Origin of the sequence: Thauera sedimentorum (assembly GCF_014489115.1) — a bacterium.
Taxonomy (GTDB): domain Bacteria; phylum Pseudomonadota; class Gammaproteobacteria; order Burkholderiales; family Rhodocyclaceae; genus Pseudothauera; species Pseudothauera sedimentorum.
Genome location: NZ_JACTAH010000002.1, coordinates 1,166,671 through 1,191,722, shown reverse-complemented (window position 1 = coordinate 1,191,722; position 25,052 = coordinate 1,166,671). Strand labels below are relative to the sequence as shown.

11 protein-coding genes are annotated in these 25,052 nt (G+C 67.1%); 4 read left to right on the top strand and 7 right to left on the bottom strand.

Annotation, left to right across the window (positions count from 1 at the left end; genetic code table 11):
• Window positions 1-286: 286 nt before the first annotated feature.
• The 5 genes from IAI53_RS15335 to icmF all read right to left on the bottom strand — a co-directional run bounded on the left by IAI53_RS15335 (window position 287) and on the right by icmF (window position 16,026).
• Window positions 287-1,999, bottom strand: coding sequence for a putative bifunctional diguanylate cyclase/phosphodiesterase (locus IAI53_RS15335; protein ID WP_187719032.1), 1,713 nt, complete (start codon window positions 1,997-1,999; stop codon window positions 287-289).
• Window positions 2,000-2,154: 155 nt separating this feature from the next.
• The gene (locus IAI53_RS15330) at window positions 2,155-3,114 is read right to left on the bottom strand and encodes a diguanylate cyclase (protein WP_187719031.1); all 960 of its coding nucleotides are present in this window, start codon (window positions 3,112-3,114) and stop codon (window positions 2,155-2,157) included.
• On the bottom strand, window positions 3,111-9,953 hold the full coding sequence (locus IAI53_RS15325) for a response regulator (RefSeq protein ID WP_187719030.1): 6,843 nt from the start codon (window positions 9,951-9,953) through the stop codon (window positions 3,111-3,113). The genes IAI53_RS15330 and IAI53_RS15325 overlap by 4 nt, the downstream gene beginning before the upstream one ends.
• A 49-nt stretch (window positions 9,954-10,002) precedes the next feature.
• Window positions 10,003-12,252: an NHL repeat-containing protein gene (locus IAI53_RS15320; protein ID WP_187719029.1), complete on the bottom strand. Its 2,250-nt coding sequence runs from the start codon at window positions 12,250-12,252 to the stop codon at window positions 10,003-10,005.
• A 504-nt stretch (window positions 12,253-12,756) separates the two neighbouring features.
• Window positions 12,757-16,026: a fused isobutyryl-CoA mutase/GTPase IcmF gene (gene icmF, locus IAI53_RS15315; RefSeq protein WP_187719028.1), complete on the bottom strand. Its 3,270-nt coding sequence runs from the start codon at window positions 16,024-16,026 to the stop codon at window positions 12,757-12,759.
• A gap of 200 nt (window positions 16,027-16,226) precedes the next feature.
• On the opposite strand from icmF, the gene IAI53_RS15310 reads away from it, so the two are divergent.
• The 4 genes from IAI53_RS15310 to IAI53_RS15295 all read left to right on the top strand — a co-directional run bounded on the left by IAI53_RS15310 (window position 16,227) and on the right by IAI53_RS15295 (window position 20,952).
• On the top strand, window positions 16,227-17,210 hold the full coding sequence (locus IAI53_RS15310) for an AraC family transcriptional regulator (protein ID WP_225433328.1): 984 nt from the start codon (window positions 16,227-16,229) through the stop codon (window positions 17,208-17,210).
• A 258-nt stretch (window positions 17,211-17,468) separates the two neighbouring features.
• A complete protein-coding gene (locus IAI53_RS15305; protein WP_187719026.1) occupies window positions 17,469-19,529 on the top strand; it encodes a PAS-domain containing protein in 2,061 nt (686 codons plus the stop codon).
• Window positions 19,526-20,245 (top strand): response regulator transcription factor, encoded by a 720-nt coding sequence (locus IAI53_RS15300; protein ID WP_187719025.1) that lies wholly within the window; start codon window positions 19,526-19,528, stop codon window positions 20,243-20,245. Before IAI53_RS15305 ends, IAI53_RS15300 begins: the two co-directional genes overlap by 4 nt.
• Window positions 20,246-20,475: 230 nt before the next feature.
• Window positions 20,476-20,952, top strand: a complete 477-nt coding sequence (locus IAI53_RS15295) for a VOC family protein (RefSeq protein WP_187719024.1) — start codon at window positions 20,476-20,478, stop codon at window positions 20,950-20,952.
• Window positions 20,953-21,102: 150 nt separating this feature from the next.
• Here IAI53_RS15295 and IAI53_RS15290 read toward each other — a convergent pair whose 3' ends face one another.
• Both IAI53_RS15290 and accC read right to left on the bottom strand, forming a co-directional pair.
• Window positions 21,103-22,503 (bottom strand): KamA family radical SAM protein, encoded by a 1,401-nt coding sequence (locus tag IAI53_RS15290; protein WP_187719023.1) that lies wholly within the window; start codon window positions 22,501-22,503, stop codon window positions 21,103-21,105.
• Window positions 22,504-23,047: 544 nt separating this feature from the next.
• Window positions 23,048-25,039, bottom strand: a complete 1,992-nt coding sequence (accC, locus tag IAI53_RS15285) for an acetyl-CoA carboxylase biotin carboxylase subunit (protein ID WP_187719022.1) — start codon at window positions 25,037-25,039, stop codon at window positions 23,048-23,050.
• Between the last annotated feature and the right edge of the window lie 13 nt (window positions 25,040-25,052).

Below are 25,052 nucleotides of genomic sequence, written 5' to 3'. Positions count from 1 at the left end.
CCTTTGGTTGATTCTTGCCTGTCTCGTCGCCGGCCGGGCTTGTTGTTCTGACTTCCGGCCGGCCTGGTCCGCCGCGCCACCGGGGCGCAACGGGCCGGGTCTTCTCACGGCTGCAGTGTCGCAAGCCATGTTTGCGCAACTGTTTGCGCAATGTATCGAATTGTGAAGACACGGGATCTGGTGAGCGTGCAGGAGCGGCCTTGGCCGCGATGCGGCGCTTCCGGGTGCAAAGGAAGCCGCATCGCGGCCAAGGCCGCTCCTGCATTCCGGCAAGCCGACGGGGGTCTCAGTGCTTCCTTGCGAAGCGCGCCGCGTCCTCGATGATGAGCATCTCGGCCTGCGCCGCGGTGACCGGACGCGAGTACAGGTAGCCCTGGGCGAACTCCACGCCCAGCTCGCGCAGCAGGGCCTCCTGCTCGGGCAGCTCCACCCCCTCGCACACCACCGACCGCCCCAGCTTCTGCGCCAGGTTGACGATGGTCTCGACGAAGCTGCGGTCCTCGATGCGCTCATGCATGTGCATGACGAAGGAGCGGTCCACCTTGAGGGCGTCGATCGGCAGGCGGTGCAGGTAGGACAGGGACGAATAGCCGGTACCGAAGTCATCCAGCATCAGCTGCAGGCGGGTGCGCTTGAGCACCTCGAGCAGCTCGATGGCACGCTCGGCGTCCTCCATCATCGCGCTCTCGGTGATCTCCAGCTTCAGGTGGCGGGCCGACAGCCCGGTCTCGCGCAGGGTGCGGCGGATCTCCGGCAGGATGTCGGGATGCAGCAGCTGGCGCGCCGAAAGGTTCACGCTCACGGTGAGCGCCGGCCGGCGCGGGAAGGCGCGCTGCCAGGCGCGCATCTGCGTGCAGGCTTCGCGCAGCATCCAGCGGCCGATGTGCACGATCAGGCCGTTCTCCTCGGCCAGCGGGATGAACTCCGCCGGCGAGATCAGGCCCTGCTCCGGGTGGTTCCAGCGCACCAGCGCCTCGAAGCCCATCAGCCGGCCGTCGGCCACCCGCACGATGGGCTGGTAGTAGGCCTCGAACTGGTGCTTCTCCAGCGCGCGGCGCAGGTCCAGCTCCAGGTCCAGGCGGCGCAGGGCCTCCTCGTGCATGCCGCGGTCGAACAGCACGTAGCCGCCGCCGCCCTGTGCCTTGGCACGACGCATCGCCATGTTGGCGTCGCGCAGCATGACGTCGGCCTCCTCGTACTGCTCGCCGGACAGCGTGACCCCGGACGACAGGCTGGAGAACACCTCGTGCTCGTGCAGCTGGAAGGGCAGCACCAGCTTTTCCTGCAGGCGCTGGATGACGCGCACCGGCGAGGTGGCGTCGCGGATGTCCTCCAGCAGGATGCCGAACTCGTCGCCGCCCAGGCGGGCGACCATGTCGGTGGGGCGGGTGGCGCGGCGCAGCAGGTTGGCCACCTCGATCAGCAACAGGTCGCCGATGCGGTTGCCCAGGCTGTGGTTGATCACGCTGAAGCGGTCCACCCCGCAGTGGATCACCGCGAAGCGCAGGTCCTTGCGCCGCGCGGCGCGCTGCATGGCGTGGCCGACACGGTCAAGGAAGAGGCCGCGGTTGGGCAGGCCGGTGAGGCCGTCCACGAACACTTCCGGCAGGCGGGCTTCGTGGTCGGAGAGGTTGACGCCGGTCTCGTGCGCCGAAGCGTAGAACAAGCCCTGGTCGGGGTCGTAGCTCACGCTCCAGGCCAGGCCGACGTAACGGCCGTCGGCCTTGCGGCAGCGGCAGGAGAAACGCACGGTGGAGAGTTCGTCGCCGATGCGCCCGAGGCGCTCGACCACGTCGGTCCGGTCGAGCTCGTGCAGCACCTCGGTGAAGCGCCGCCAGCGCAGCTCCTCCTGCCCCATCCCGAGCACCTCGCGCCAGGACTCGCTCATCATCTGGATGATCCAGTCCTCGTCGAGGATCATCAGCAGCGCGCCGGGGAGGCGGAAGAACGCGCTTTCGGACGGCAAGATCTGCGGGGGCTTGCGGTAAATCTGCATCATGTAGGGGGGCGAGCCTCGAAAGCCGTAGTGGCAGCTGTGCCGTACCGATCCGCCTGCGGGCGCCGGCAGGCTCGGTGGCGTGTCGCCGGGATACTAACCCGCGCGGCGTCCTCCGCCCATCATGCAGTGCACCAAGAGCGGGCCTTGCAGGGCGGTTACTCCTGCTCGCACGGCGCGCGGCCGCCCGGGCTCGTCGCGCTGGCCTGCTCGTCCAGCCAGGCGATGCGGTTGCGCCCGAGACGTTTGGCTTCATAGAGTTGCCGGTCGGCCGCGGCGATCAGCTCGTTCGGCAGCCGCTCGCCATCGGCCGTGGTGATGCCGCCGACCGAGATGGTCAGGTGCTCGGCCACGGTCGAGTCTTCGTGGCGTATGGCCAGGGTCTCGATCGCGCGGCGGATCGTCTCGGCGACCTCGAGCCCGCCGTGCGCGTCGGCATCCGGCAGGATCAGCGCAAACTCTTCGCCTCCGTAGCGCGCGATCAGGTCCGCCGGGCGGCGCAGCGCCAGGGTGAGCGTGCGGGCGACGGTCTTCAGCACCTCGTCGCCGCGCGCATGACCGTAGCGGTCGTTGTACTGCTTGAAGTAGTCGATGTCGATCAGGGCCAGCGAGAAGGCCTGGCCGCTGCGCTTGCAGCGCCCGACTTCCTGGGCGAGGGCCTGGTCGAAGGTCCGCCGGTTGGGAATCTCGGTGAGGCCGTCGCGCCCGGCCAGCGTTTCCAGCAGCTTGCGCTGGCGCACGAAACGCAGCAGGTTGGACACCCGCGCCCGCACGATGGACGGGCTGAACGGCTTGCCGATGTAGTCGACCGCGCCCAGGGTGAGGCCATGTTCCTCGTCGACCACTGAACTCAGCGCGGTGATGAACATCACCGGAATGTCCTTGGTGGCATCGTTGGCCTTGATGCGGCGCAGCACCTCGTAGCCGTCCATCTCCGGCATCATCACGTCGAGCAGGATGAGGTCGATCTCGGCGTCGATGCTCAGGCGTTCGAGCGCCTGTTCGCCGCTCTTGGCCAGGATGACCTGATTCTCATCCTTGAGTACGGCTGCGAGTACCGTGCGGTTGACGCGTTCGTCGTCGACGATGAGGACGCGCTGCTTGTTGGCGTTCGTCATGTCACTGCCTTGTTTTCCAGGTTGGCGAGAAGGTCCTGCACCAGGGTGCCGGCGGTCTTGAATTCGACGTCTTCGATATGCGCGACGATGAGCTCGAGCTCATCCTGCCAGCCTGCGTATGCCGGGGTGTTCTGCAGGGTGGCGATGAAATCCTCGGCCTCCGAGTCGCCGGTCTCCAGCAGGCTTAGCAGGTGCCGGAGGCGTTCGGCCAGGCTGGCGCGCACCGCGTCCGACGCGGCAGCCTTGTCCGGCGCCGTCTTGGCGGGGCCTTCCGGGGCGGTGGCGAAATAGGCCTGCAGGGGCAGGCAGAACGCATCCAGCTCTCCGGCGAACTCGTCCAGGCAGGCATCGACATCCGGGGTGGCCGCGCGCAGCGCCTGCTCCAGCCGGCTTGCCGCGGCGGCCAGCGACTTGGCCCCCAGGGTGGAGGCCGCGCCCTTGGTCGAGTGGGCGGTCATCTCGGCCGTCTTCAGTTCGTGCTCGGCCAGCGCATTGCGAATGCCGCGCGCGGCGCCGGCGCTGTCGAAGCAGAACTCGCACAGCAGCTTGAGGAAGAGGCTCTCACTGCCGCCCGCGCGCTGCAGCCCGAAGCTGCGGTCGAAACCGGGAATCTCCGGCAGGGCCGGGGCCTTGTCGTCCTCGGCCGCGGCGGCGGCGTCGCGCAGGCCCTCGGTCGAACGCTGACCCGGCTTGATCCAGCGCAGCAGGGCATCGCGCAGCCGGTTGAGGTCGATCGGCTTGGTCAGGTGATCGAACATCCCGGCTTCCAGGCTCTTCTCGTAGTCGCCGGCCATCGCGTGGGCGGTCATGGCGACGATGGGCAGCCGCGAGAAGGCCGCTTCGGCACGGATGCGCCGGGTCGCTTCGAAGCCGTCCATCTCCGGCATCTGGATGTCCATCAGCACCAGGTCGTAGCGGCCGGTGCAGGCCATGGCGGCCCCTTCGCGGCCGTTCCCGGCCACGTCGACCCGCATGCCGAGCTGCTCCAGGAACTCGGTGGCGACCTGCTGGTTGATCGAGTTGTCCTCGACCAGCAGGATGCGCGCGCCGCGTATCTCCGCCAGCGACCTGCCGGCCTGGAGCATGTTGTCGCCGTCACCGGCGCTGCGCGCGGGGGGCGTGAACCCGAAGGTGTCGAGGATGGTGTCGTAGAGCAGCGATTCGCCGACCGGCTTGACCAGGAAGCCGTCGAGCCCGGCGTGGGCCGCCTCCTGCATCACCTCTTCGCGCCCGAAGGCGGTGACCATCAGGATGGCCGGGATGAAGTCGAGCTGCAGGTTGTTCTTGATGCGGCGGGTCGTCTCGATGCCGTCCAGGCCGGGCATCTTCCAGTCCATCAGCACCAGCCCGTAGGGCTCGAGCCGGTCGCGCCGCCGCGCCTCGATCATCTCCAGCGCCGCCTCGCCGGAATCGGCGGTATCGACGAGGAAGGATTTCCTGATCAGCATGTGGCGCAGGATTTCCCGCGAGGTGGCATTGTCGTCCACCACCAGGACCCACTTGCCGCGCAGCTCGGCGGGCGCGGTCGGCGCCTCGTCGGCCGGCGCCATGACACGCTCGAAGCCGACGTCGAACCAGAAGGTGGTGCCCACGCCCGGGCGGCTCTCGACGTCGAGCGTGCCGCCCATCAGTTCGACCAACTGGCGGGCAATGACCAGGCCCAGGCCGGTGCCGCCGTAGCGCCGGGTGATCGAGCCGTCGGCCTGCTGGAAGGGGCGGAACAGGCGGTCGAGCTGCTCGGCGCTCATGCCGATGCCGGTATCCCTGATCGAGAAGCGCAGGCGCGCCCGCTTGTCGTCGCAGTCGAGCAGCTTGATGCCGACCACCACATCGCCGCTGTCGGTGAACTTGACCGCGTTGCCGGCCAGGTTGATGAGCACCTGGCCAAGGCGCAAGGCGTCGCCGATCAGGCGGTCGGGCACGTCCTCGTCCTTGGCGAACAGGACTTCCAGGCCTTTCTCGTCGGCCTGGCCGACGATGACGTTGGACAGGTTGTCCATCACCTCGCGCAGGTCGAAGGGCGCCTGCTCGATGCTCATCCGCCCGGCCTCGATCTTGGAGAAGTCGAGGATGTCGTTGATCACGCCGAGCAGGGCGTTGGCCGAGCTGGCGATCTTCTTGGTGTAGTCGCGCTGCTTGGGCGAGAGCTGCGTACTCAGCATGAGCCGGTTGAGGCCGATGATGGCGTTCATCGGCGTGCGGATCTCGTGGCTCATGCGCGCCAGGAAGTCGCTCTTGGCCTGGGTGGCGGCCTCGGCTTCCTCGCGCGCCAGCTTGAGCGCCCTGGCGGTTTCGATGCGCTCGTCGATCTCCTGCTGCAGGCTGAGATTGGCCGCTTCGAGCTGGGCGGTGCGGGTCTGCACCAGCTGATCGAGCCGGTCGTGGATGCGCGCGTTCTCGACCGCGATCGCCATCTGCGAGGACAGCATCTCGAGCACATGGAGATGGTCGGTGGTGAAAGCGCCGCTGGCCAGATTGTTCTCGAGGTAGAGCAGGCCGGACAGCACCCCCTGGTGGATCAGCGGGATGCACAGGATGGAGCGCGGCTGCCTGTTCAGCACATGGCTGTCATGGGCAAAGCGCTCGTCCTCGACCGCGTTCTCGACGACCACCGCCCTGCCCGAGCGCGCCGCGAAATTCACCACCGAGCGCGCGATCGGCAAGCTCGCCGAGGCCTCCTCGCCGTTCAGCGGGAGCGCCTGCAGCTCGCTGAAATCGCCGGTTTCGGCCGACGCGCGGGCGGCGACGACCAGGGTGCCCTCCTCGTCGAGGATCAGGAAGCCGCTGTCCGCACCGGCGTTGGAGATGGCCAGATGCATCATCTTGCGCTTCAGCTCGCCGAGCTGGATCTCTCCGGCAAGCAGGTGCGAGGCCTCGATGACCGAGTCGATGTCGAACACGCTGGTCGTGGTGTGGTTCGAGGTGACCGAGTAGATCGCGGTATGGCGGGCCGCATAGGACTGCGTTGCCGCGGGCTGGGCCGGCGCCTCGAGCAGCGTGCCGCAGCGTCTGACCAGATCCTCCAGCTTGCGCCGGGCGCCCCACAGCTGATAGCCGCGGAAGGCGCGCCGCAGATGGACTGCAGCGAACTCTTCCTTGCCAAGTTGTAGCCAGAAGCGGCCGGCCAGCTCGTTGGCGAGCGCTTCATCCTGCACGAAGCCGCCACGCACCGCCGCTTCGATGGCCTTGTCGTAGGCGCCGATGGCCTCGCCGGTGCGTCCGTCCAGGCGCGCCAGTTCCGCCTCGACCAGGTCGAACTTGTGGCGGAAATTGGCCGGCGCGGACTGCGCCCAGCGTTCGAGCCGCTGCTGGTTGTCGAGCACGGTCGGGCGGTCGGGCGGCGCCCCGCCCTGCTCTTCGAGCGCCAGCAGGGTCAGCGAATGATAGAAGGCGAGATCGGCCTCGGTGATGTAGGAGCTGATGAACTGCGCGAGCGCGATCGCCTTGCCGAGACTCTCGTGGGCGGCGGTGTAGTCGCCGTACAGGTACTGCGCCTGGGCGCGGATGGTGTAGTAGAAGCCGAGCGAGGAATTGCTGCCGTGGGCGGCGCAGGCGGTGAGGAAGTCCGCCTCGCCCAGTTCCTCGAGGTCGAAACTCGTGGCCGCCGCAGTCTGCCCGGCCAGATTGGCAAAGACCGCGCGCCCGCCGAGTATCGAGTCGGTGGCCAGCACGTTGTTGACCTTGCGCGTGAATTCGAGCGCATCGGCGGCCGCGGTCAGTTGCTGCAGCAGGTTCGTGCCGCGATGGAAGCCGTTGATGATGCGCCCCCACATCAGCAGATAGCTGACGAACTGGTGCTCGCCGGCCTCCACGCCGGCCTGGATGCCGGGGTCGAGGTAGAGGTCGGTCTCGCCGACATGCCGCGCCCAGTGATTGACGAAGGACACCATGATCAGGCAGGCGCGGCACTTCAGTCCGTTGTCGTGATAGCGGTCGGTGAGCGCGATGGCCAGCCGGGCGAACTCGTAGCCTTCCTGGAACTCGTCGAAGTCGGCACACAGCACGCCGCCGAAGCTCGCATAGCCTTTCAGCGACTCCGGAACGTGGCCATGGCTCAGCGACAGGTTGGTCATCTTGGCGAGGAACCAGCCGTAGAGCTCGCGCTCGCCCGCGAAGTAGGCCGCGGTGTGGACCGGCATCAGCACCTTCATCGCCGTCCTGAAGGTCGGGTCCTGCATGTCCGGCAGGTCCACCAGCGAGGCGATGCTGCGCGTGGCGAGGACGGCCTTGATCGGCGCGATCTCGTCCTCGAGCGCCTGGCGCAGATTGCCGTGCGGCACCGTGATACCCAGCAGGGCCAAGGCTTCGCGCCCGGTTTCCACCGCCTCGGCATTGCGTCCGAGCATGGTGTATTCGGTGATCAGCAGCGCGCAGATCCCCGCCTGGTCGAGCGCGGAGCGGGCATGCCGGCGGACGTCGGCGATGTCGGCCATGGAGGCCTCGTACTCGCCGTTGAGGTAGCGCACGTTGGCGCGCGTCCTGAACAGCTCCAGGCTCAGCGCGTAGTGGCTCTCCCAGGCGTTCTCCGGCAGGCAGCCGGCGGCGGTGTCGAGATAGGCGAGCGCGGTCTGGTAGGCATTGGCCAGCTGGGCGCGTTGCCCGGCCTGCAGGTTGAGCTCCGCCAGGCGCAGGATCTCCCGGGCATCGGTGATTTGCTCGCGGCCGATGTTCAGGTGGTCGACCACCTCGAAGAGGCGCTCCTGGCGCTCCCGCTCGCTCAGCTTTTCCAGCAGCAGGCGGCCGATGTTCAGATGCACCGGCCTGCGCTCGTCCTCGTCGATCAAGGAGTAGGCGGCCTGCTGCACGCGGTCGTGCAGGAAGCGGAAGCGATCGTGCTGCTGGCCCTCGGACACCTCGACCAGCAGTTCCGCGCGCAGCGCCGGCATCAGTTCACCGAGCAGGCACTGGTGGTCCAGTTCGCCGATGATGGCCAGCGTCTCGGCGCTGAAGCTGTTGCCGATGCAGGCCGCCAGCTCGAGGACCTGCTGGGTGCGTTCCGGCAGTTCGCGCAGGCGGTCCACCAGCAGCTCGACCACGTTGTCGGTGATGTCGACGGCGACGATCTGCTCGACGTCCCAGTGCCAGCCCGAGTGCCCGCCGCCCGACGCCGCCGGGAGGAACTCGATGAGGCGCTCCTTGTACAGGGTCTGCAGGAACTGGCTGACGAAGAAGGGATTGCCCAGCGTCTTGTGGAGTATGAGCTCGGCCAGCGGCCGCACCGCGGCAGGCTCGGCGTGCAAGGTATCCGCGACCATCCGGGTGACGTCGTCGAGGCTCAGCGGGGTGAGCGTCAGCGAGGTGATCGGCGCCCTGTCCTCGCGCAGCTTGGCCAGCGAGATCATCAGCGGATGGTTCGGGCCCACCTCGTTGTCGCGGAAGGCGCCGATCAGCACCAGGTTCTTCATCTCCGCGCTGCCGATCAGGGTCTCGATCAGCTTGAGCGTGGCCAGGTCCGCCCACTGCAGGTCGTCGAGAAAGATCACCAGCGGCTTGCCGGGTTCGCAGAACACCTGGATGAAGCGCTGGAAGACCTGGTTGAAGCGCCGCTGCGCTTCGCTGGCCGGCAGTTCGCTGACCGCGGCCTGCGTGCCGATGATCAGCTCGGCCTCGGGTATGACGTGGGTGATCACCGCGCCGTTCTCGCCCACCGCCTCGAGCAACCGGCGCCGGACACCGGCCAGCGCCTCCTCGCTGAGCGCCAGGGTCTGCTGGATCAGTTCGCGCAAGGCCGCGACCAGCGCGCTGTAGGGCGTGTTCTTCTGGAACTGGTCGAACTTGCCGGAGATGAAGCTGCCGCCGTTGCGCGACATCGGCTTGTGGATCTCGCGCACCAGCGAGGTCTTGCCGACGCCCGAGTAGCCGCCGATCAGCAGCATCTGCCGTTCGCCCGCGCTGGCCGAGAAGGCCTGCAGGAGCCGGTCGATCATAGCCTGCCGGCCGTACAGATGCTGGGAAACCTGGAAGCGGTGGGGAACGTCGCTGCGCGCCAGCTCGAAGGCGGCGATCCCGCCGTGCTCCGCGAGTTGCCGGCGGCACTCTTCCAGGTCGGCCTGGATGCCCCAGGCGCTCTGGTAGCGTTCCTCGGCGTTCTTTTCCAGCAGCTTGTGGACGATGGCGGAAACGGCCGCCGGGATGCCCGGATCGATGTCGCTCAGCAGCGGCGGACGCTTGGCGAGGTGGCAATGCACGAACTCGGCCGGGTTGCTCGCGGAGAAGGGCGGCTGGCCGGCGAGCATTTCGTGGAAGGTGGCGCCGAGCGAGTAGAAGTCGGCGCGGTAGTCCAGCCGGCGGTTCATGCGCCCGGTCTGCTCCGGGGCGATGTAGGGCAAGGTGCCTTCCAGCGACTCCGGGGGAATCAGCGCCGGATTGAGGCGCGGCAGGCGGGTGGAGATGCCGAAGTCGATGATCTTCAGCTCCCCGCTTGCCGGGTTCAGGATCAGGTTGGCGGGGTTGATGTCCTTGTGGATGATGTCGGCCAGATGGACCTGGCCCAGCGCGCTGCAGATCTGGATCGCGGCATCGAGAAACTCGCCCACCGCGAAGCGCCGGCGGGCGATGCGCTCCTTGAGGGCTTCGCCGCCGAAATCCTCCAGAACCAGGAAGTGGCTGTTGTGATTGCGGCCGAAGCCGTAGGCGCGGACGACGGGAGCGATGTCCAGGGACTTCAGCAGTTCGTACTCGCGCACATAGCGATCCTGGCGCTCGCGGGTCAGCCCTTCTTCCTTGAGCATCTTGATGACCACGGGCTTCAGGTCGGCCTTGCGGTGGCCGCGAAAGACGATGCTGCTCTCGCTTTCGTAGAGCTTCTCGCGAATGCCGTAGTCACTGAACTGGTGCATCGATGTCTCCGCGTTGCCTTCTGCTGTGGCGGCCCTTCCCGGTGTCCGCTCAGTATTCGAAAACCTGGACGATGTTGTAGGTCGAGTCGGCGATGGACACCTGCCCGTCCTGCGCATGCATGAAGAAGGGCATCCACACGCCGCCCTTGTCCTGCGGCAGCTTGAACAGCGAGATGCCGCCTTCGAAATGCAGCGCATCCGCGCCGATGCGGAAGATCTTCAGCGCCCGGTTCACCAGGTCGTTGAGGATCAGGCGCTCGCCGTCGATCGCCAGGCTGGTCGGCAGCATGAACTTCTCGCCGTCCGCTTCGCCCTCTTCCCAGTAGCCCTGCCGGCCGTAGCACCACAGCGAATTGCCGTGGCGGTCGAACACGCAGATGCGGTTGTTGAACTGGTCGGTGACGAACAGGCGCCCCTGCGCGTCGAGCGCCACGTCGGTGGGCGTGAAGATCGGCTTGTCTTCGCCGGCAAGGTGCGCGCACTGCCAGACGAAGTTGCGGATGAAGACCACCTGGCCGGTCTGCAGGAGCTGCCACTTCGACATGCGGTTGTTGAGCGCATCGACGATGAACACCTCGCCGTCGTCGCTGACCACCATGCCCTGCGGCCCGCTCAGGCAGCCGTCGCCGTCACCCTGGATGCCGAAAGGCAGGCCGTAGTTGATCAGCCTGCCGAGCGGGTCGAGCTGGTACATGCTGACCATACCGAGATTGAAGTTGCCGACCAGGACGATGGGCGTGCCGGGACAGATCTGCCCGAACAGCGGCACGCGCGGATGGTAGACCGCCATCGCCAGGTTGCCGGGCAGGAAGTAGCCGCGGCTCGGCGAGCCGGCGGCCTCGAAGCGACGGTCCTTCTCGCGGTAGCCCTTGAACTGCCAGTTGCCGGCATCGACGTTGAGGTGGAAGCCGGCCGCGCGGTCGGCCGCGTGCGAGGCCTGCAGCAGGCTGCGCATCCAGCCGCCGAACCAGAAGTCGTACTGCTCGGCCAGGGTTTTGCCGAGGTTCATGTAGCCGCGCTGAATGGGGTTGTAGCGCAGGTAGTCGGGCAGTTCGGCGGGGCTGACGGCCGCCGCTGACGCATCGTGCTGCGGCCTGCGCTGCAGGCCCAGTACCGAGGTCACGCAGTTGAACTGCGGATCGCGACCCCGCCTGCCGGGCTGATCGCGCCGGCCGCCGACCGCGGCGGTCAGGGTCGCCTGGCAGTCTGGTTTGCCGAGATTGTCGATGCGCAGCTTGATGATGCGCGAAGTGAAGGGCTCGCTGACCAGAAAGATGTCGGCGGCCTCGCCCTGGCAGATGACATAGGGGCTGACCAGGGCCTCGTCTTCCAGCGTGTAATAGAGCGGGTCGGTCAGCGAATGCACCGGTTCCGCGCCGTGGTTCCAGGCCGGCCTGAGGCCCTGGATCGGGCTCAGTTCCTCGCCGTCCAGCGTATAGACCGAGATCGTGTTGGCGACGTGATCGGGCACGAAGACATGGTCGCCGATGACGTTCACGTCGCGCATGATGTTGAGCATGCCGATGCCGGTCGGCTGACCGAACTGGTGCGAGATCAGCGGCGTCTTCGCGGCGACGCTGTAGTCCGGGCCGATCGGCTCGCCCGCCGCGCACTTGAGGATCTCGTAGCTGCCGGTGTTGGCGATGTAGAGATTGCCGCGGGCGTCGGAACTCAGGCCCTGCGGCCAGTAGAGATCGTGACGCGAGCCGTCGGGGTCGATGAGGGTGCGGAAGTCCTCCACATAGGCGCCTGTCTCGTCGAAACGCACGCAGCGGTTGCGGATCGGCTCGGTCGGCGTGTGGAAGAACTCGTCATTGACGTAGATGCTGTAGCCGCCGCCGCTCCTGTTGGCGACCACGGTGATGCCGTTGGGGTCCTGCAGCGGCTCGAAGCCTTTGCCTTTCCGGTTGCCGAAGGCAAAGGCGAACTCGAAGCGGCCGGCCGCATAGTCCATGGCCACGATGCGCGAGTTGCCCATGTCGCTGATATAGACACGGTCCATCTCGGGATGCGGGCAAACATGGAAGGGCATCCGGAAATCGATGGCGCCATCCCCGGAACCGCCCGGGTCGGGGCAATGCAGGATGCGCAGGATGCGGGTCAGGCTACGGTCGAGGACGACCACCCGGTTGTTGCCGGTATCGCACACCCAGACCTGCTGGTGGCGGTCCATGCACAGGCCGACCGGGGAATTGAAGGTAAAGTTGGCGGGAACGCGTCCCGTGAATTCCTGGCTCTCGAGACTCGTCTGCCCGTAATGGGCGACATGCTGAAAGCGCCGGTCGAACCTGGCGTTCATCCTTCCTCCCTTGGATTTCCTGATCTCCTCGACGCCGGCGTTTTATGTACTGCTGACCTTGGCGTGGCGCACAAGTATATCGTCATCGGCACGATTCTCATGCCTGGGAAATCCCTGAAGTACGGGCGAGCGATGCGGGATTCGTCCGGGGGTGACGATCCGGGGGTGGCCTGGGGCGGGGTGTGGGCCGCGGCTCATGCGTGCCGAAATCGCCGCGGCCCACACCCCGCCCCAGGCTGGAAGCGAAGGGGCATCCCCCACGGCCGGATCGGCCGTGCTTTCGGCGACAGGCATGCCCACTCCCGTTCCAGCCGCGCGGGGGACGCGGCCACCAAACCCGCGAATCCCAACGGATCTCATCGCGGCCAAGGCCGCTCCCACATCCTTCCACTGGCGCAGTTGTGCGGCGGCGCCATGGAAAACGGCGGGGTACATGCCCCGCCGTCGTTGTTGTCCCGCCACCCTTGCGGGTCCGGGCTTGCTGTTCTCCCTTGACGGAAGTCCTTACATGCTGCGCCGGTACTGTCCGCCGACCTGGTAGAGCGCGCCGGTGATCTGCCCCAGCGAGCAGTAGCGCACCGCATCGACCAGCACCTCGAACACGTTGCCGTTGTCGATCACGGTCTGCTGCAGCTTGGCCTGCCACTTGGGCGCTTCGGCCTTGTTGCGGGCGTGGAAGTCGGCCAGGCGCTTGAGCTGCGACTGCTTCTCCTCCTCGGTCGAGCGTGCCAGCTCGATCTCCTGCTGGGCCTGGCCCTTGGGGTTGAGGAAGGTGTTCACGCCGATGATCGGGTAGGAGCCGTCGTGCTTCTTGTGCTCGTAGTAGAGCGACTCCTCCTGGATCTTGCCGCGCTGATAGCCGGTTTCCATGGCACCGAGCACGCCGCCGCGGCTGGCGATGGCCTCGAACTCCTTGAGCACTGCCTCTTCGACCAGGTCGGTGAGTTCATCGACGATGAAGCTGCCCTGGTTGGGGTTCTCGTTCTTCGCCAAGCCCCACTCGCGGTTGATGATCAGCTGGATCGCCATCGCGCGGCGCACCGATTCCTCGGTCGGCGTGGTGATCGCCTCGTCGTAGGCGTTGGTGTGCAGCGAGTTGCAGTTGTCGTAGATGGCGATCAGCGCCTGCAGCGTGGTGCGGATATCGTTGAAGTCCATCTCCTGGGCGTGCAGCGAGCGGCCCGAGGTCTGCACGTGGTACTTCAGCTTCTGGCTGCGCTCGTTGGCGCCGTACTTGTTCTTCATCGCCACCGCCCAGATGCGGCGCGCGACACGGCCGATCACGGTGTATTCCGGGTCCATGCCGTTGGAGAAGAAGAAGCTCAGGTTGGGCGCGAAGTCGTCGATGTGCATGCCGCGCGCCAGGTAGGACTCCACATAGGTGAAGCCGTTGGCCAGCGTGAAGGCAAGCTGCGAGATCGGGTTCGCGCCGGCCTCGGCGATGTGATAGCCGGAGATCGACACCGAGTAGAAGTTCTGCACCTTGTGGTGCACGAAATACTCCTGGATGTCGCCCATCATTTTCAGCGCGAACTCGGTGCTGAAGATGCAGGTGTTCTGGCCCTGGTCCTCCTTGAGGATGTCGGCCTGCACCGTGCCGCGCACGGTGGACAGGGTCCACGCGCGGATCTTGGCGTACTCGTCCTCGGTCGGCTCACGGCCGTTGTCGGCCTTGAACTTGGCCACTTGCTGGTCGATGGCGGTGTTGAAGAAGAAGGCCAGGATGATAGGCGCCGGACCGTTGATGGTCATCGACACCGAGGTGGTCGGGCTGCACAGGTCGAAGCCGTCGTAGAGCACCTTCATGTCTTCCAGGGTGGCGATCGACACCCCGGAGTTGCCCACCTTGCCGTAGATGTCCGGGCGCAGGTCGGGGTCGCAGCCGTACAGCGTCACCGAGTCAAAGGCGGTACTGAGGCGGTGCGCCGGCATGCCCTCGGAGACCTTCTTGAAGCGGCGGTTGGTGCGGAAGGCGTCGCCCTCGCCGGCGAACATGCGGGTGGGGTCCTCGCCCTCGCGCTTGAAGGCGAACACGCCGGCGGTGTACGGGAAGGAGCCGGGGACGTTTTCCTTCATCAGGAAGCGCAGGGTCTCGCCGTCGTCCTCGAAGTTGGGCAGAGCCACCTTGCGGATCTTGCTGCCGGAGAGCGACTCGCTGGTGAGCTTGGTGCGGATCTCCTTGTCGCGGATCTTCACCACGTACTCGTCGGCGGCATAGAGCGCCTTCTCGGTCGGCCACTGCTCCAGCAGCTTCTTCGCCTGCGGGGTCAGCTCGCCGTCCTTCCACGAGATCATCTCGTCGAAGGAACCGATGTCCTTGCCGCACTGCTCGAACAGCGCCTTGGCGGTCTTCAGCGACTGGCGCTCGCGGGCCACGCGGGCCTGCTGCTGCACGAGCTTGTGGTAGTCGCGCACGCTGTCGGCGATCTCGGCGAGGTAGCGGGTGCGCTCCGCCGGGACGATGGCGCGCCCCTTGGAGGAGGCCTTCACCGTCACCTTGGGCAGCTTGCCGGCCTTGTTCGCCTTGAGGCCCTTGTCGAGCAGTTGCGGGAAGATCGCCTGGTAGAGCGCGGTCACGCCGTCGTCGTTGAAACGCGCCGCCATGGTGCCGAACACCGGCATCTCGTCGGTGTTCTGGCTGAACAGCTCGCGGTTGCGCTGGTACTGCTTGCGCACGTCGCGCAGCGCATCCTCGGCGCCCTTGCGGTCGAACTTGTTGATCGCCACGAAATCGGCGAAGTCGAGCATGTCGATCTTCTCGAGCTGGCTGGCGGCGCCGAACTCCGGGGTCATCACGTAGAGCGACAGGTCGACGTAGGGCACGATGGCCGCATCGCCCTGGCCGATGCCCGAGGTCTCCACCACCACCAGGTCGAAGCCGGTGAGCTTGCAGGCGGCGATCACTTCCGGCAGCGCGGCCGAGACTTCCGAGCCGGTGTCGCGGGTGGCCAGCGAACGCATGAAGATGTGCTCGTGCTCGATCGCGTTCATGCGGATGCGGTCGCCCAGCAGCGCGCCGCCGGTGCGCTTGCGCGAGGGGTCGATGGAGACGATGGCGATCTTGAGCTTGTCTTCCTGGTCGAGGCGGAAGCGGCGCACCAGTTCGTCGGTGAGCGAGCTCTTGCCCGCGCCGCCGGTGCCGGTGATGCCCAGGGTCGGCACCTTGGTCTTGGCCGCGGCATCGATCAGCGCCTTCTTGACCTCGTCGCCGTAGGCGCCGTTCTCCAGCGCGGTGATCACCCGCGCCAGGGTGCGGCGGTCGCCGGCGGCCAGGCGCTTGAGGACGTCGGCGGCAGACTTGGGCGCCGCGCCGGTGAGGTCCTCGTCGGAACGTTCGACCACGTCGTTGATCATGCCCTGCAGGCCGATGGTGGCGCCGTCCTCGGGCGAGTAGATGCGGGTGACGCCGTAGTCGTGCAGTTCCTTGATCTCCGAGGGCACGATCACCCCGCCGCCGCCGCCGAATACCTTGATGTTCTCGCCGCCGTTGGCCTTGAGCAGGTCGATCATGTACTTGAAGAACTCAACGTGGCCGCCCTGGTAGCTGGTGATGGCGATGCCCTGCACGTCTTCCTGCAGCGCGGCATTGACGATCTCGCCCACCGAGCGATTGTGGCCCAGGTGGATGACCTCGGCGCCGGTGCCCTGCAGGATGCGGCGCATGATGTTGATCGAGGCATCGTGGCCGTCGAACAGGGACGCCGCGGTCACGAAACGCACCTTGTTCTTGGGCTTGTAGGGCGTCAGCTTCTTGGCCACGCTCAGATCGGTCATGTCGGTCTCCTCCGCGCAAATCGGGTAATTGCTCAATGGTAGAAGGCCCCCGCGGCGATTGCCATTGCCGTTGGCGCCGGCAATCGTGCAAAATCTGCCAATCGCGGAATATCGCCGCAGGCGCATCGATGCCCCCCGCTTCCTCCGCCCCTCCTCCACACCCCGCTCGCGCCGGAGGCCGCTCACGCGCCTCGGTTTCGATGGGTTTCGTCACCGGCATGCTTTCCGGCCTCGCCCGCCGGGGGCTGGACGCCGCCCCCCTGCTGTCCGCGGCGGGCGTCGACATTGCAGAGCCGGCCAGCCGGATTCCGGTGGAACGATACGCCGATCTGTACAACCGCATCACCCACGCGCTGGACGACGAGGGCTTCGGCCTGTTCGAGCGCAAGGTCGCGCCCGGCTTCTTCGAGTTCCTCTGTCGCAGCATGATCGGCGCCCCTACGCTGGGCGACGCGCTCGCCCGCGCCGCGCGCTTTCTCCGCCTGGCCCTGCCCGACCTCGCGCTGGAGGTCCGCCGCGAAGGCCTGCACGCCCGCCTGGAGATTCGCGAGACCCGTCCGCTCGCCCCTGCCGCCGGGGACCCGGGGCGGGTGTTCGCCTTCGAATGGCTGCTGCGCCTGGTGCACGGGGTGGCCTGCTGGTTCGCCGGGCGCGGCCTGGCGCTGGACGCGGTCGCCTTCCCCTACCCGCGTCCCGCCCATGCGGACGACTACGCGCTGGTCTACACCGCGCATTCCAGCTTTGACGCCGACCACCTGGTCGCCCGCCTGCAGGCCAACCTGCTCGACCTGCCGCTGCGCCGCGACGACGCCGCGCTGGAACGCTTCCTCGACGGCGCGCCGGGCCGCATCACCATGCTCTACCGGCGCGACCGCGAGGTGGTCGCGCGGGTGCGCGACGCGCTGCGCGATGCGCTGCCCGACACCCTCTCCGCGCAGGAGGTCGCCGCCCGCCTGCATCTGTCGGTGCGCACCCTGGCGCGCCGGCTGGGGGAGGAAGGCTCAAGCTACCGCGCGATCAAGGACGCCATCCGCCGCGACATCGCCATCGCCCGGCTGACCAAGACCCGCCAGCCCATCGGCGAACTGGCCACCGACCTGGGCTACGCCGACCCCTCGGCCTTCTACCGCGCCTTCGTCGGCTGGACCGGCGTGTCGCCGGAACAGTATCGCAACCGCCGGTAGGCAGCGAATCCGGCCGGGGCGGGTGTGTAGGAGCGGCCTTGGCCGCGATGCGGCGGCGGTTTCCTCGAAGGCCGCATCGCGGGCAAGCCCGCTCCTACGCAGGAACCCGGCGTTGACGCGAACGTCAATTATGGCGACGATGCTCCGCCGCCGTGCCGCGCCGCAGCGTGCGCGGACAGACGATTTGTGCAAGCCTTGGACGCCCTCGCCACGGGCGCATCGACTACAACAATAGGCATACGGAGAAGCGCAGCGCACATGGCCAAGCCGGCCGGCTCCACCGAGCCTCTCACCGCCCTCACCCCGGAACAGCGCCGGCGCTACGACCTGTTGCTGGCCGGACTGGACCTGCTCGACCAGGCGATCGCGGTCTTCGACGCCTCGCCCAAGCTGGTCACCTGGAACAAGGCCCTGCTGCGCCTGCTCGATTTCCCCGAGTCCCTGGTCCGCGTCGGCACGCCCTTCGAAGCCTTCGTGCGCTTCAACGCCGAGCGGGGCGAGTACGGCGAGGGCGACATCGAACAGCTGGTGGCCGAGCGCATGGCCTCGGCGCGCGCCTTCGAGCCCCACTACGTCGAACGCGCGCGGCCCAACGGCCAGGTGCTGGCGGTGCGCGGCGTGCCCATCCCCAACCTCGGCTTCGTCTCGCTGTGGACCGACATCACCGAACAGCGGCGCGCCGAGCGGGTCATCCAGGAACAGAACGCCCAGCTGGAGGCGCGGGTGCGCGAGCGCACCGCGGAACTGGAGCGCGCCAACCGCGAGATCGACCAGATCGCCGGCGCACTGCGCCTGTCCGAAGAGCGCCTGCGCCTGATCCTCGACGCCATTCCGGCGATGATCGCCCATGTGGACGCCGGCCAGCGCTACCGCTTCGCCAACCGCGCCTACGCGGAATGGTTCGGCGAGAGCAAGCAGGGCATCGTGGACAAGTCCATCGCCGAGGTCTTCGGCCCGGAAGCCTATGCGGTGATCCAGCCGCATCTGGCCGAGGCCGAACTGGGCGAGCGGGTCAGCTATGAGTACGCGCGCAAGAACGCCGAGGGGCGCACCGTCTATGCGCGCAGCGTGGTGGTGCCGGACGTCTCGCTGGAAGGCGGCTTCAAGGGCTACTTCGTGCTGTCGATCGACATCACCGAGCAGAAGGCCAGCCAGGCCGCCCTGGTGCAGGCGCAGAAGATGGAGGCGGTGGGCCAGCTCACAGGCGGCCTGGCGCATGACTTCAACAACCTGCTGTCCATCATCATCGGCAACCTGGCCGCCCTGAAGGAGCGCCTGCCCGCGGGCGACGCCGCCAGCGAATTCGTCGACCCCGCCCTGCACGCCGCCCAGCGCGGCGCCGAGCTGATCCGCCGCCTGCTGACCTTCTCGCGCCGTCAGACCCTGGAACCCTGCGCGGTGGAAGTGGGCGCGCTGGTGCACAACATGACCCAGCTGCTGGCCCGCACCCTGACCGAGAACGTCCGTGTCCATACCCGCTTGCCCGAGCAGCCGCTGCACGCCTTCGTCGATCCGCACCAGCTGGAGAACGCGCTGCTCAACCTGGCGCTCAACGCACGCGACGCCATGCCCGGCGGCGGCGACCTGACCATCAGCGTGATGGAGCGCCACATCCCCGACAGCCTGTCGATGCTGGTCGAACTGCCGGTGGGCGACTACGTGCAGATCGACGTCAGCGACACCGGCTGCGGCATCGAACCGGAAGCACTCGCGCGCGTGTTCGAACCCTTCTTCACCACCAAGACCTTCGGCCGCGGCAGCGGCCTGGGGCTTTCCATGGTGTACGGCTTCGTGCGCCAGTCGGGCGGCAACATCCGCGTACGCAGCACCCCCGGTTCCGGCACCACGGTCACCTTCGTGCTGCCGCGCACCGAGGCGAGCGCCGCGATCGAGCAGGCGGCCGACACCTCGCACGTCGGCCGCAGGCTACGCGAAGGGCCGGTGCTGCTGGTCGAGGACGAACCTGAAGTTCGGCGCATCATCCGCCTGCAACTCACCGAGCTGGGCTATCCGGTGATCGAGGCCCCCGACGGCCAGGAAGCGCGCAGCCTGCTGGAGAACGTCGAGGACATCGCCTTCCTGGTCACTGACACGGTCATGCCGGGGGGCTTGAGCGGGCGCGAGCTGGCCGCCCACGCCCGCAGCCTGCGCCCCGAGCTGCCCATCCTGCTGATCACCGGCTACGCCAGCGACGGCGCGCTCGACGAAGTCGCCGAACTCGACGTGCCGGTCTTGCGCAAACCCTTCGACCGCGCCACCCTAGACCGCGCGTTGCACGAACTGGAACAGGAATCCGCAAGGACGCCCGCCCGCACATGACCCGCCAAGACAACGCTTCGATTCTGGTCCTCGAGGACGAACCCGACATCGCCCGGCTGATCTGCAGCAGCCTGGCCGAGTATGGCTTCCGCTGCGAGCACATCGCCACCGGCCAGCAGCTGCTCGCCCGCGCCCGCCAGGCCGTGCCCGACCTGTGCATCGTGGACCTGGGCCTGCCCGACATGGACGGCATGCAGGTGGTGCGCGAACTGCAGGACGGCAGCCCGTGCGCGGTGCTCATCCTCACCGGGCGCAACGACGTCACCGACCGCGTGCTCGGCCTGGAGCTGGGCGCGGACGACTACATCGTGAAGCCTTTCGAGCCGCGCGAACTGGTCGCCCGGGTGCGCTCCATCCTGCGCCGCTACCAGCGCGCCGCGCCGCCCGAGGCGGCGCCCAGCGAACCCAACCTGGCACGCTTCGCCGAGTGGGCCTTCGACAAGGGCCGCCACGTGCTGGTCGCCCCGGACGCGCGCGAGATCGGCCTCTCGGCCGCGGAAGCCGCCCTGCTGCTCACCTTGCTGCGCCGCCCGAACAAGATCCTCAGCCGCGAGCAACTGCTCGGCGAGCGCGACGTCGACCCCTTCGACCGCAGCATCGACGTGCGCATCTCCCGCCTGCGCCGCAAGCTCGACGACGATCCGCAGAACCCGCGGCTGATCAAGACGGTGTACGGCGCCGGCTACCTGTTCTCCGCCCAGGTCGCCTGGGAATAGCTGAACCTTGATCGCGGCCAGTGCCGCGCCGCCGGACCAACAGCGCAGGCGCCGTGTAGGCGCGGCCTTGGCCGCGATGCAGCCTCCGGGGAAACAACCGCGGTCTCGCGGCCAAGGCCGCTCCTACATGGGATGGCACAGCGCGCAGCGGCGTCCGCTTGTGGCGCACGGCTCTCCGCTTTGCCATAATTATGAATTCTTAATCCAAACTCGCTTTCAGGAGTCCGCCCATGTCCGCACGTCCCTTCAAGATCCTCGGCATCCAGCAGATCGCCATCGGCGGCCCCAGCAAGAACAAGCTGCGCACCCTGTGGGTGGACATGCTGGGGCTGGAAGTCACCGGCAACTTCGTCTCCGAGCGCGAGAACGTGGACGAGGATATCTGCGCGATGGGCAAGGGGCCGTTCAAGGTGGAGGTCGACCTGATGCAGCCGCTCGACCCGGAGAAGAAGCCGGCGGTGCACACCACCCCGCTCAACCACGTCGGCCTGTGGGTGGACGACCTGCCCAAGGCGGTGGAATGGCTCAGCGCCAACGGCGTGCGCTTCGCCCCCGGCGGCATCCGCCGCGGCGCGGCCGGCTACGACATCACCTTCCTGCACCCGAAGGGCAACGAGGAGTTCCCGATCGGCGGCGAAGGCGTGCTGGTCGAACTGGTGCAGGCGCCGCCCGAAGTGGTCGAGGCTTTTGCCCGGCTCGCGGGCTGAGGCCTCCACAAACGGATCGCGGCCAAGGCCGCTCCTACCCGACGACGACCGAGCGTAGGAGCGGCCTTGGCCGCGATGCGGACTACGGAAGACGGACGCCCTGTTGCGGGCAAGCCCGCTCCTGCCTCCGTAACCGCAGGACCAGCCTGCTCAGGCGGCCGCGGCGGCCTGCAGCTTGGCCTCGCGGATGGCCGCGTACTCGTCCTCCCAGAACCACTTTTCCTCGCCGAAGGCGGGCTTCAGGTGGTTGAGCCAGGTGGCCTTCTCGTCGTACTTGGCAAAGAACGGCCGCTGCACCCAGTCCGGGTTGCGCCCCTGGATGAAGCGCAGCACGAAGACCTTCTCCCCGGCGATCTCGGCCACGCCCTGCACCTCGACCTTGCCCGGGCTGGCCGACATGCTGGGGCCGCGCACCGTGCGCGCCAGGCCGGAAACCTGCTGAATGGCCTCGCGGTAGATCTCCCAGGCACGAACCAGCGGCACCTCGAAGTAGTTGCGCGCACCGGTGTCGCGCTCGACGAACATGTAGTAGGGCACGATGCCCAGCTCAACTTCCTTCTGCCACAGCCGTGCCCACACCGCGGGGTCGTCGTTGATATGGGCGATCAGCGGCCCCTGGGCACGGATCATCGCGCCGGTGCCACGCAGGCGGCGGATCGCGGCCTGGGCGACCTCGGTATCCAGTTCCTTCCAGTGGTTGTAGTGCGCCATGATCGCCAGCTGCTTGCCCGACTCGACGACGCGCTCGAGCAGTTCGATCAAGCCGTCCGCATCCTCGGCGGAGACGAAACGGTGCGGCCAGAAGCTGAGCGCCTTGGTGCCGATACGGATCGTGCGGATATGGTCGAACTCGGGCGCCAGCAGCGGTTCGATGTAGCTCTTCAGGTGCGCGGTCTTCATCACCATCGGATCGCCGCCGGTAAACAGCACGTCGGTGACTTCCGGGTGGGTGCGCAGGTAGTTGTGCAGCACGGCGGCCTCGGAGCTGGCCATGCGCAGTTCCTTGTCGCCAACGAACTGGGCCCAGCGGAAACAGAAGGTGCAGTAGGCGTGACAGGTCTGCCCCTGGCTGGGGAAGAACAGCACCGTCTCCCGGTACTTGTGCTGGATGCCGTCCAGACGATGACCCTCGTCGTCGCGCGGCATGTTCATTTCCATCTGGTCGGCCGGGTGCGGGTTCAGCTCGTGGCGCACCTCGTCGACCACGCGGGCGAGTTCCTCCTTGGAAGCGCCGCTGCGCAGCAGTTCGGCCACGCGGTCGTAATGGGCCGGCGCCAGCATGCCGCGCTGCGGGAAGGTGAGCTGGTAGACGGGGTCGGCGGGGATGTTGTCCCAGTCGATCAGCTCGTCGATGACGTACTGGTTGACCCGGAACGGCAGCACGGAGGACACCACCCGCATCTCGAAGCGGGCCTCCTCGGACAGGCGCGCCAGCGGCGCAATGCGATCGAGGTCGCGCTGGGTATAGACCTTGAAGGGCGTCGGTTCAACACTGCCCCCGGCGCCGGAAATCGACCATTGCGGTTTGAGCGTCTGGATCTGAGCTTGCATGTGCATCTCCTCTGGTTCATCCGGGGCGCAGACACCGCCACGCCGCGCGCAGGGCACGCGGGACGGACTGGTTCACCGGAATGCTGTCGCCATGAGCTGCCCGCGCCGCATCGGCCGGGGCTCCTCACTGCAAAGTTCAGGAGCCTGTGGCTCCCGCTTCGTTGTATTGCCGGCTCCGCGCTGAGTCGTGGAGCAGGTGCTGGACCGATGCCAGCGGGCGGCGGTGCTTGGGGATGTCGCGGAAAGAAGAGGCGACCCGCCGCTGTTCTAGTCGGGGTTGCCACCGCAAGGTGGCAACCGATGGCGCCGCAATCTTATTGCACCAGATTGTTTTGTGCAAATATGACTGGACGCGAGCCCGAAAAGTTCGCCCGCTCGCGGCCCCGGTCCGTCAGACGCAGGCGGCACGCCGGGGGCGGGCCGCCCCTGTCTTGCAGGCTTGGAATGAAAAAAGGGCCTGCTTGCGCAGGCCCGTCCCTCGACAGGTACCCGCCGCAAGCGGCGGGTCTCCCTCCCCATCGAACGAAAAAGTTGCCGTCGGTGCTTACTCGAACTCGACGATGATCTCGTCCACCGCCAGGCTGGCGCCCGGCTTGGCGACGACCTTCTTCACCTTGCCGTCCTGCTCGGCCTTGAGGACGTTTTCCATCTTCATGGCTTCGATCACCGCGAGCTTCTCGCCGGCCTTCACTTCCTGGCCTTCGGCCACGGCGACCTCGCGCAGCAGGCCGGGCATGGGCGAGAGCAGGAACTTGGACATGTCCGGCGGCAGCTTCACCGGCATCAAGGCCTGCAGTTCGGCCCAGCGGGCGCTCATGACCATCAAGGTGGCCTGGGTGCCGTTGTGGTTCATGCGGTACTTGAGGCCGTTCTTTTCCATCTGCAGGGTGAAGGGACGACCGTTGACCGTGCCGTTCACCAGGATCTCGCCGAACTGCCACTCGGTACGCACCGCGAAGGTCTCGCCGCCCACGGTGACGTCGTAGCCGCCGGAAGCCGGCACCACGTTCACCACGGTGCGCTCCTCGCCACGGATCACGGTGTAGTCGTCGCCGACCACGCGCTCGTGGCCCGGCATCTGACCGGACAGTTGCGCATCGCGGTCCTCGAAGCCGCGGTGCAGCGCGGCGGCCACGGTGACGAACAGCAGCGGATCGTCGTGCGGCACCAGCGAGGCGTCGAAGCCCTGCGGGTATTCCTTGGCGATGAAGCTGGTGTCGAAGATGCCGGACATGAAGCGCGGGTGCTGCATCAGCGCGGCCTGGAAGGGGATGTTGGAGCTGATCCCGCGGATCACGAAGGCGTTGAGGGCCTCGCGCATGCGCTCGATGGCTTGATCGCGGTTGGCGCCGTGGGTGATCAGCTTGGCGATCATCGAGTCGTAGTACATCGAGATCTCGCCGCCGTCATACACGCCGGTATCCACCCGCACCTGGCCGTCGATCTCGGCCGGCGGCTGGAACTTGACCAGGCGGCCGGTGGAGGGCAGGAAGCCGCGGAAGGGATCTTCCGCGTTGATGCGGCACTCCATCGCCCAGCCGTTGATCTTGACGTCGGCCTGGCTGATGGTCAGTTTCTCGCCCGCTGCCACGCGGATCATCTGCTCCACCAGGTCGAGGCCGGTGATCAGCTCGGTGACCGGGTGCTCCACCTGCAGACGGGTGTTCATCTCCAGGAAGTAGAACTCCTTGGTCGCACCGGAGACCACGAACTCGACCGTGCCGGCCGACTCGTAGTTCACCGCACGCGCCAGCGCCACGGCCTGCTCGCCCATGGCCTTGCGCATCTCGGGGTCGACGAAGGGGCTCGGCGCCTCCTCGATGACCTTCTGGTGGCGACGCTGGATCGAGCAGTCACGCTCGTTCAGGTACACGTAGTTGCCGTGGGAATCGCCCAGCACCTGGATCTCGATGTGGCGCGGCTCGAGCACGTACTTCTCGATGAACACGCGGTCGTCGCCGAAGGAGTTGCGCGCTTCATTGACGCAGGAGGAAAAGCCCTCGAAGGCCTCCTTGTCGTTGTAGGCCACACGCAGGCCCTTGCCGCCGCCGCCGGCGGAGGCCTTGATCATCACCGGATAGCCGATGCCCTTGGCGATCTCCACCGCCTGCTCGGGGCCGGCGATCGGGTCGTTGTAGCCCGGAATGGTGTTGACCTGGGCTTCGATGGCGAGCTTCTTGGACTCGATCTTGTCGCCCATCTTGGCCACCGAGTAATGCTTGGGGCCGATGAACTTGATGCCTTCCTCTTCCAGACGGCGCGAGAACTCGGCGTTCTCCGACAGGAAGCCGTAGCCCGGGTGCACCGCCTCGGCGCCGGTCTGCTTGCAGGCGGCGATGATGCGGTCCATGACCAGGTAGGACTCCTTGGACGGCGCCGGGCCGATGCACACCGCCTCGTCGGCGAGGTCCACATGCAGCGCGTCGCGGTCCGCCTCTGAATACACGGCGACAGTCTGGATGCCCATCTTGCGGGCGGTCTTGATCACCCGGCAGGCGATCTCGCCCCGGTTCGCAATCAGAATCTTCTTGAACATGTTCGGTTTTCCT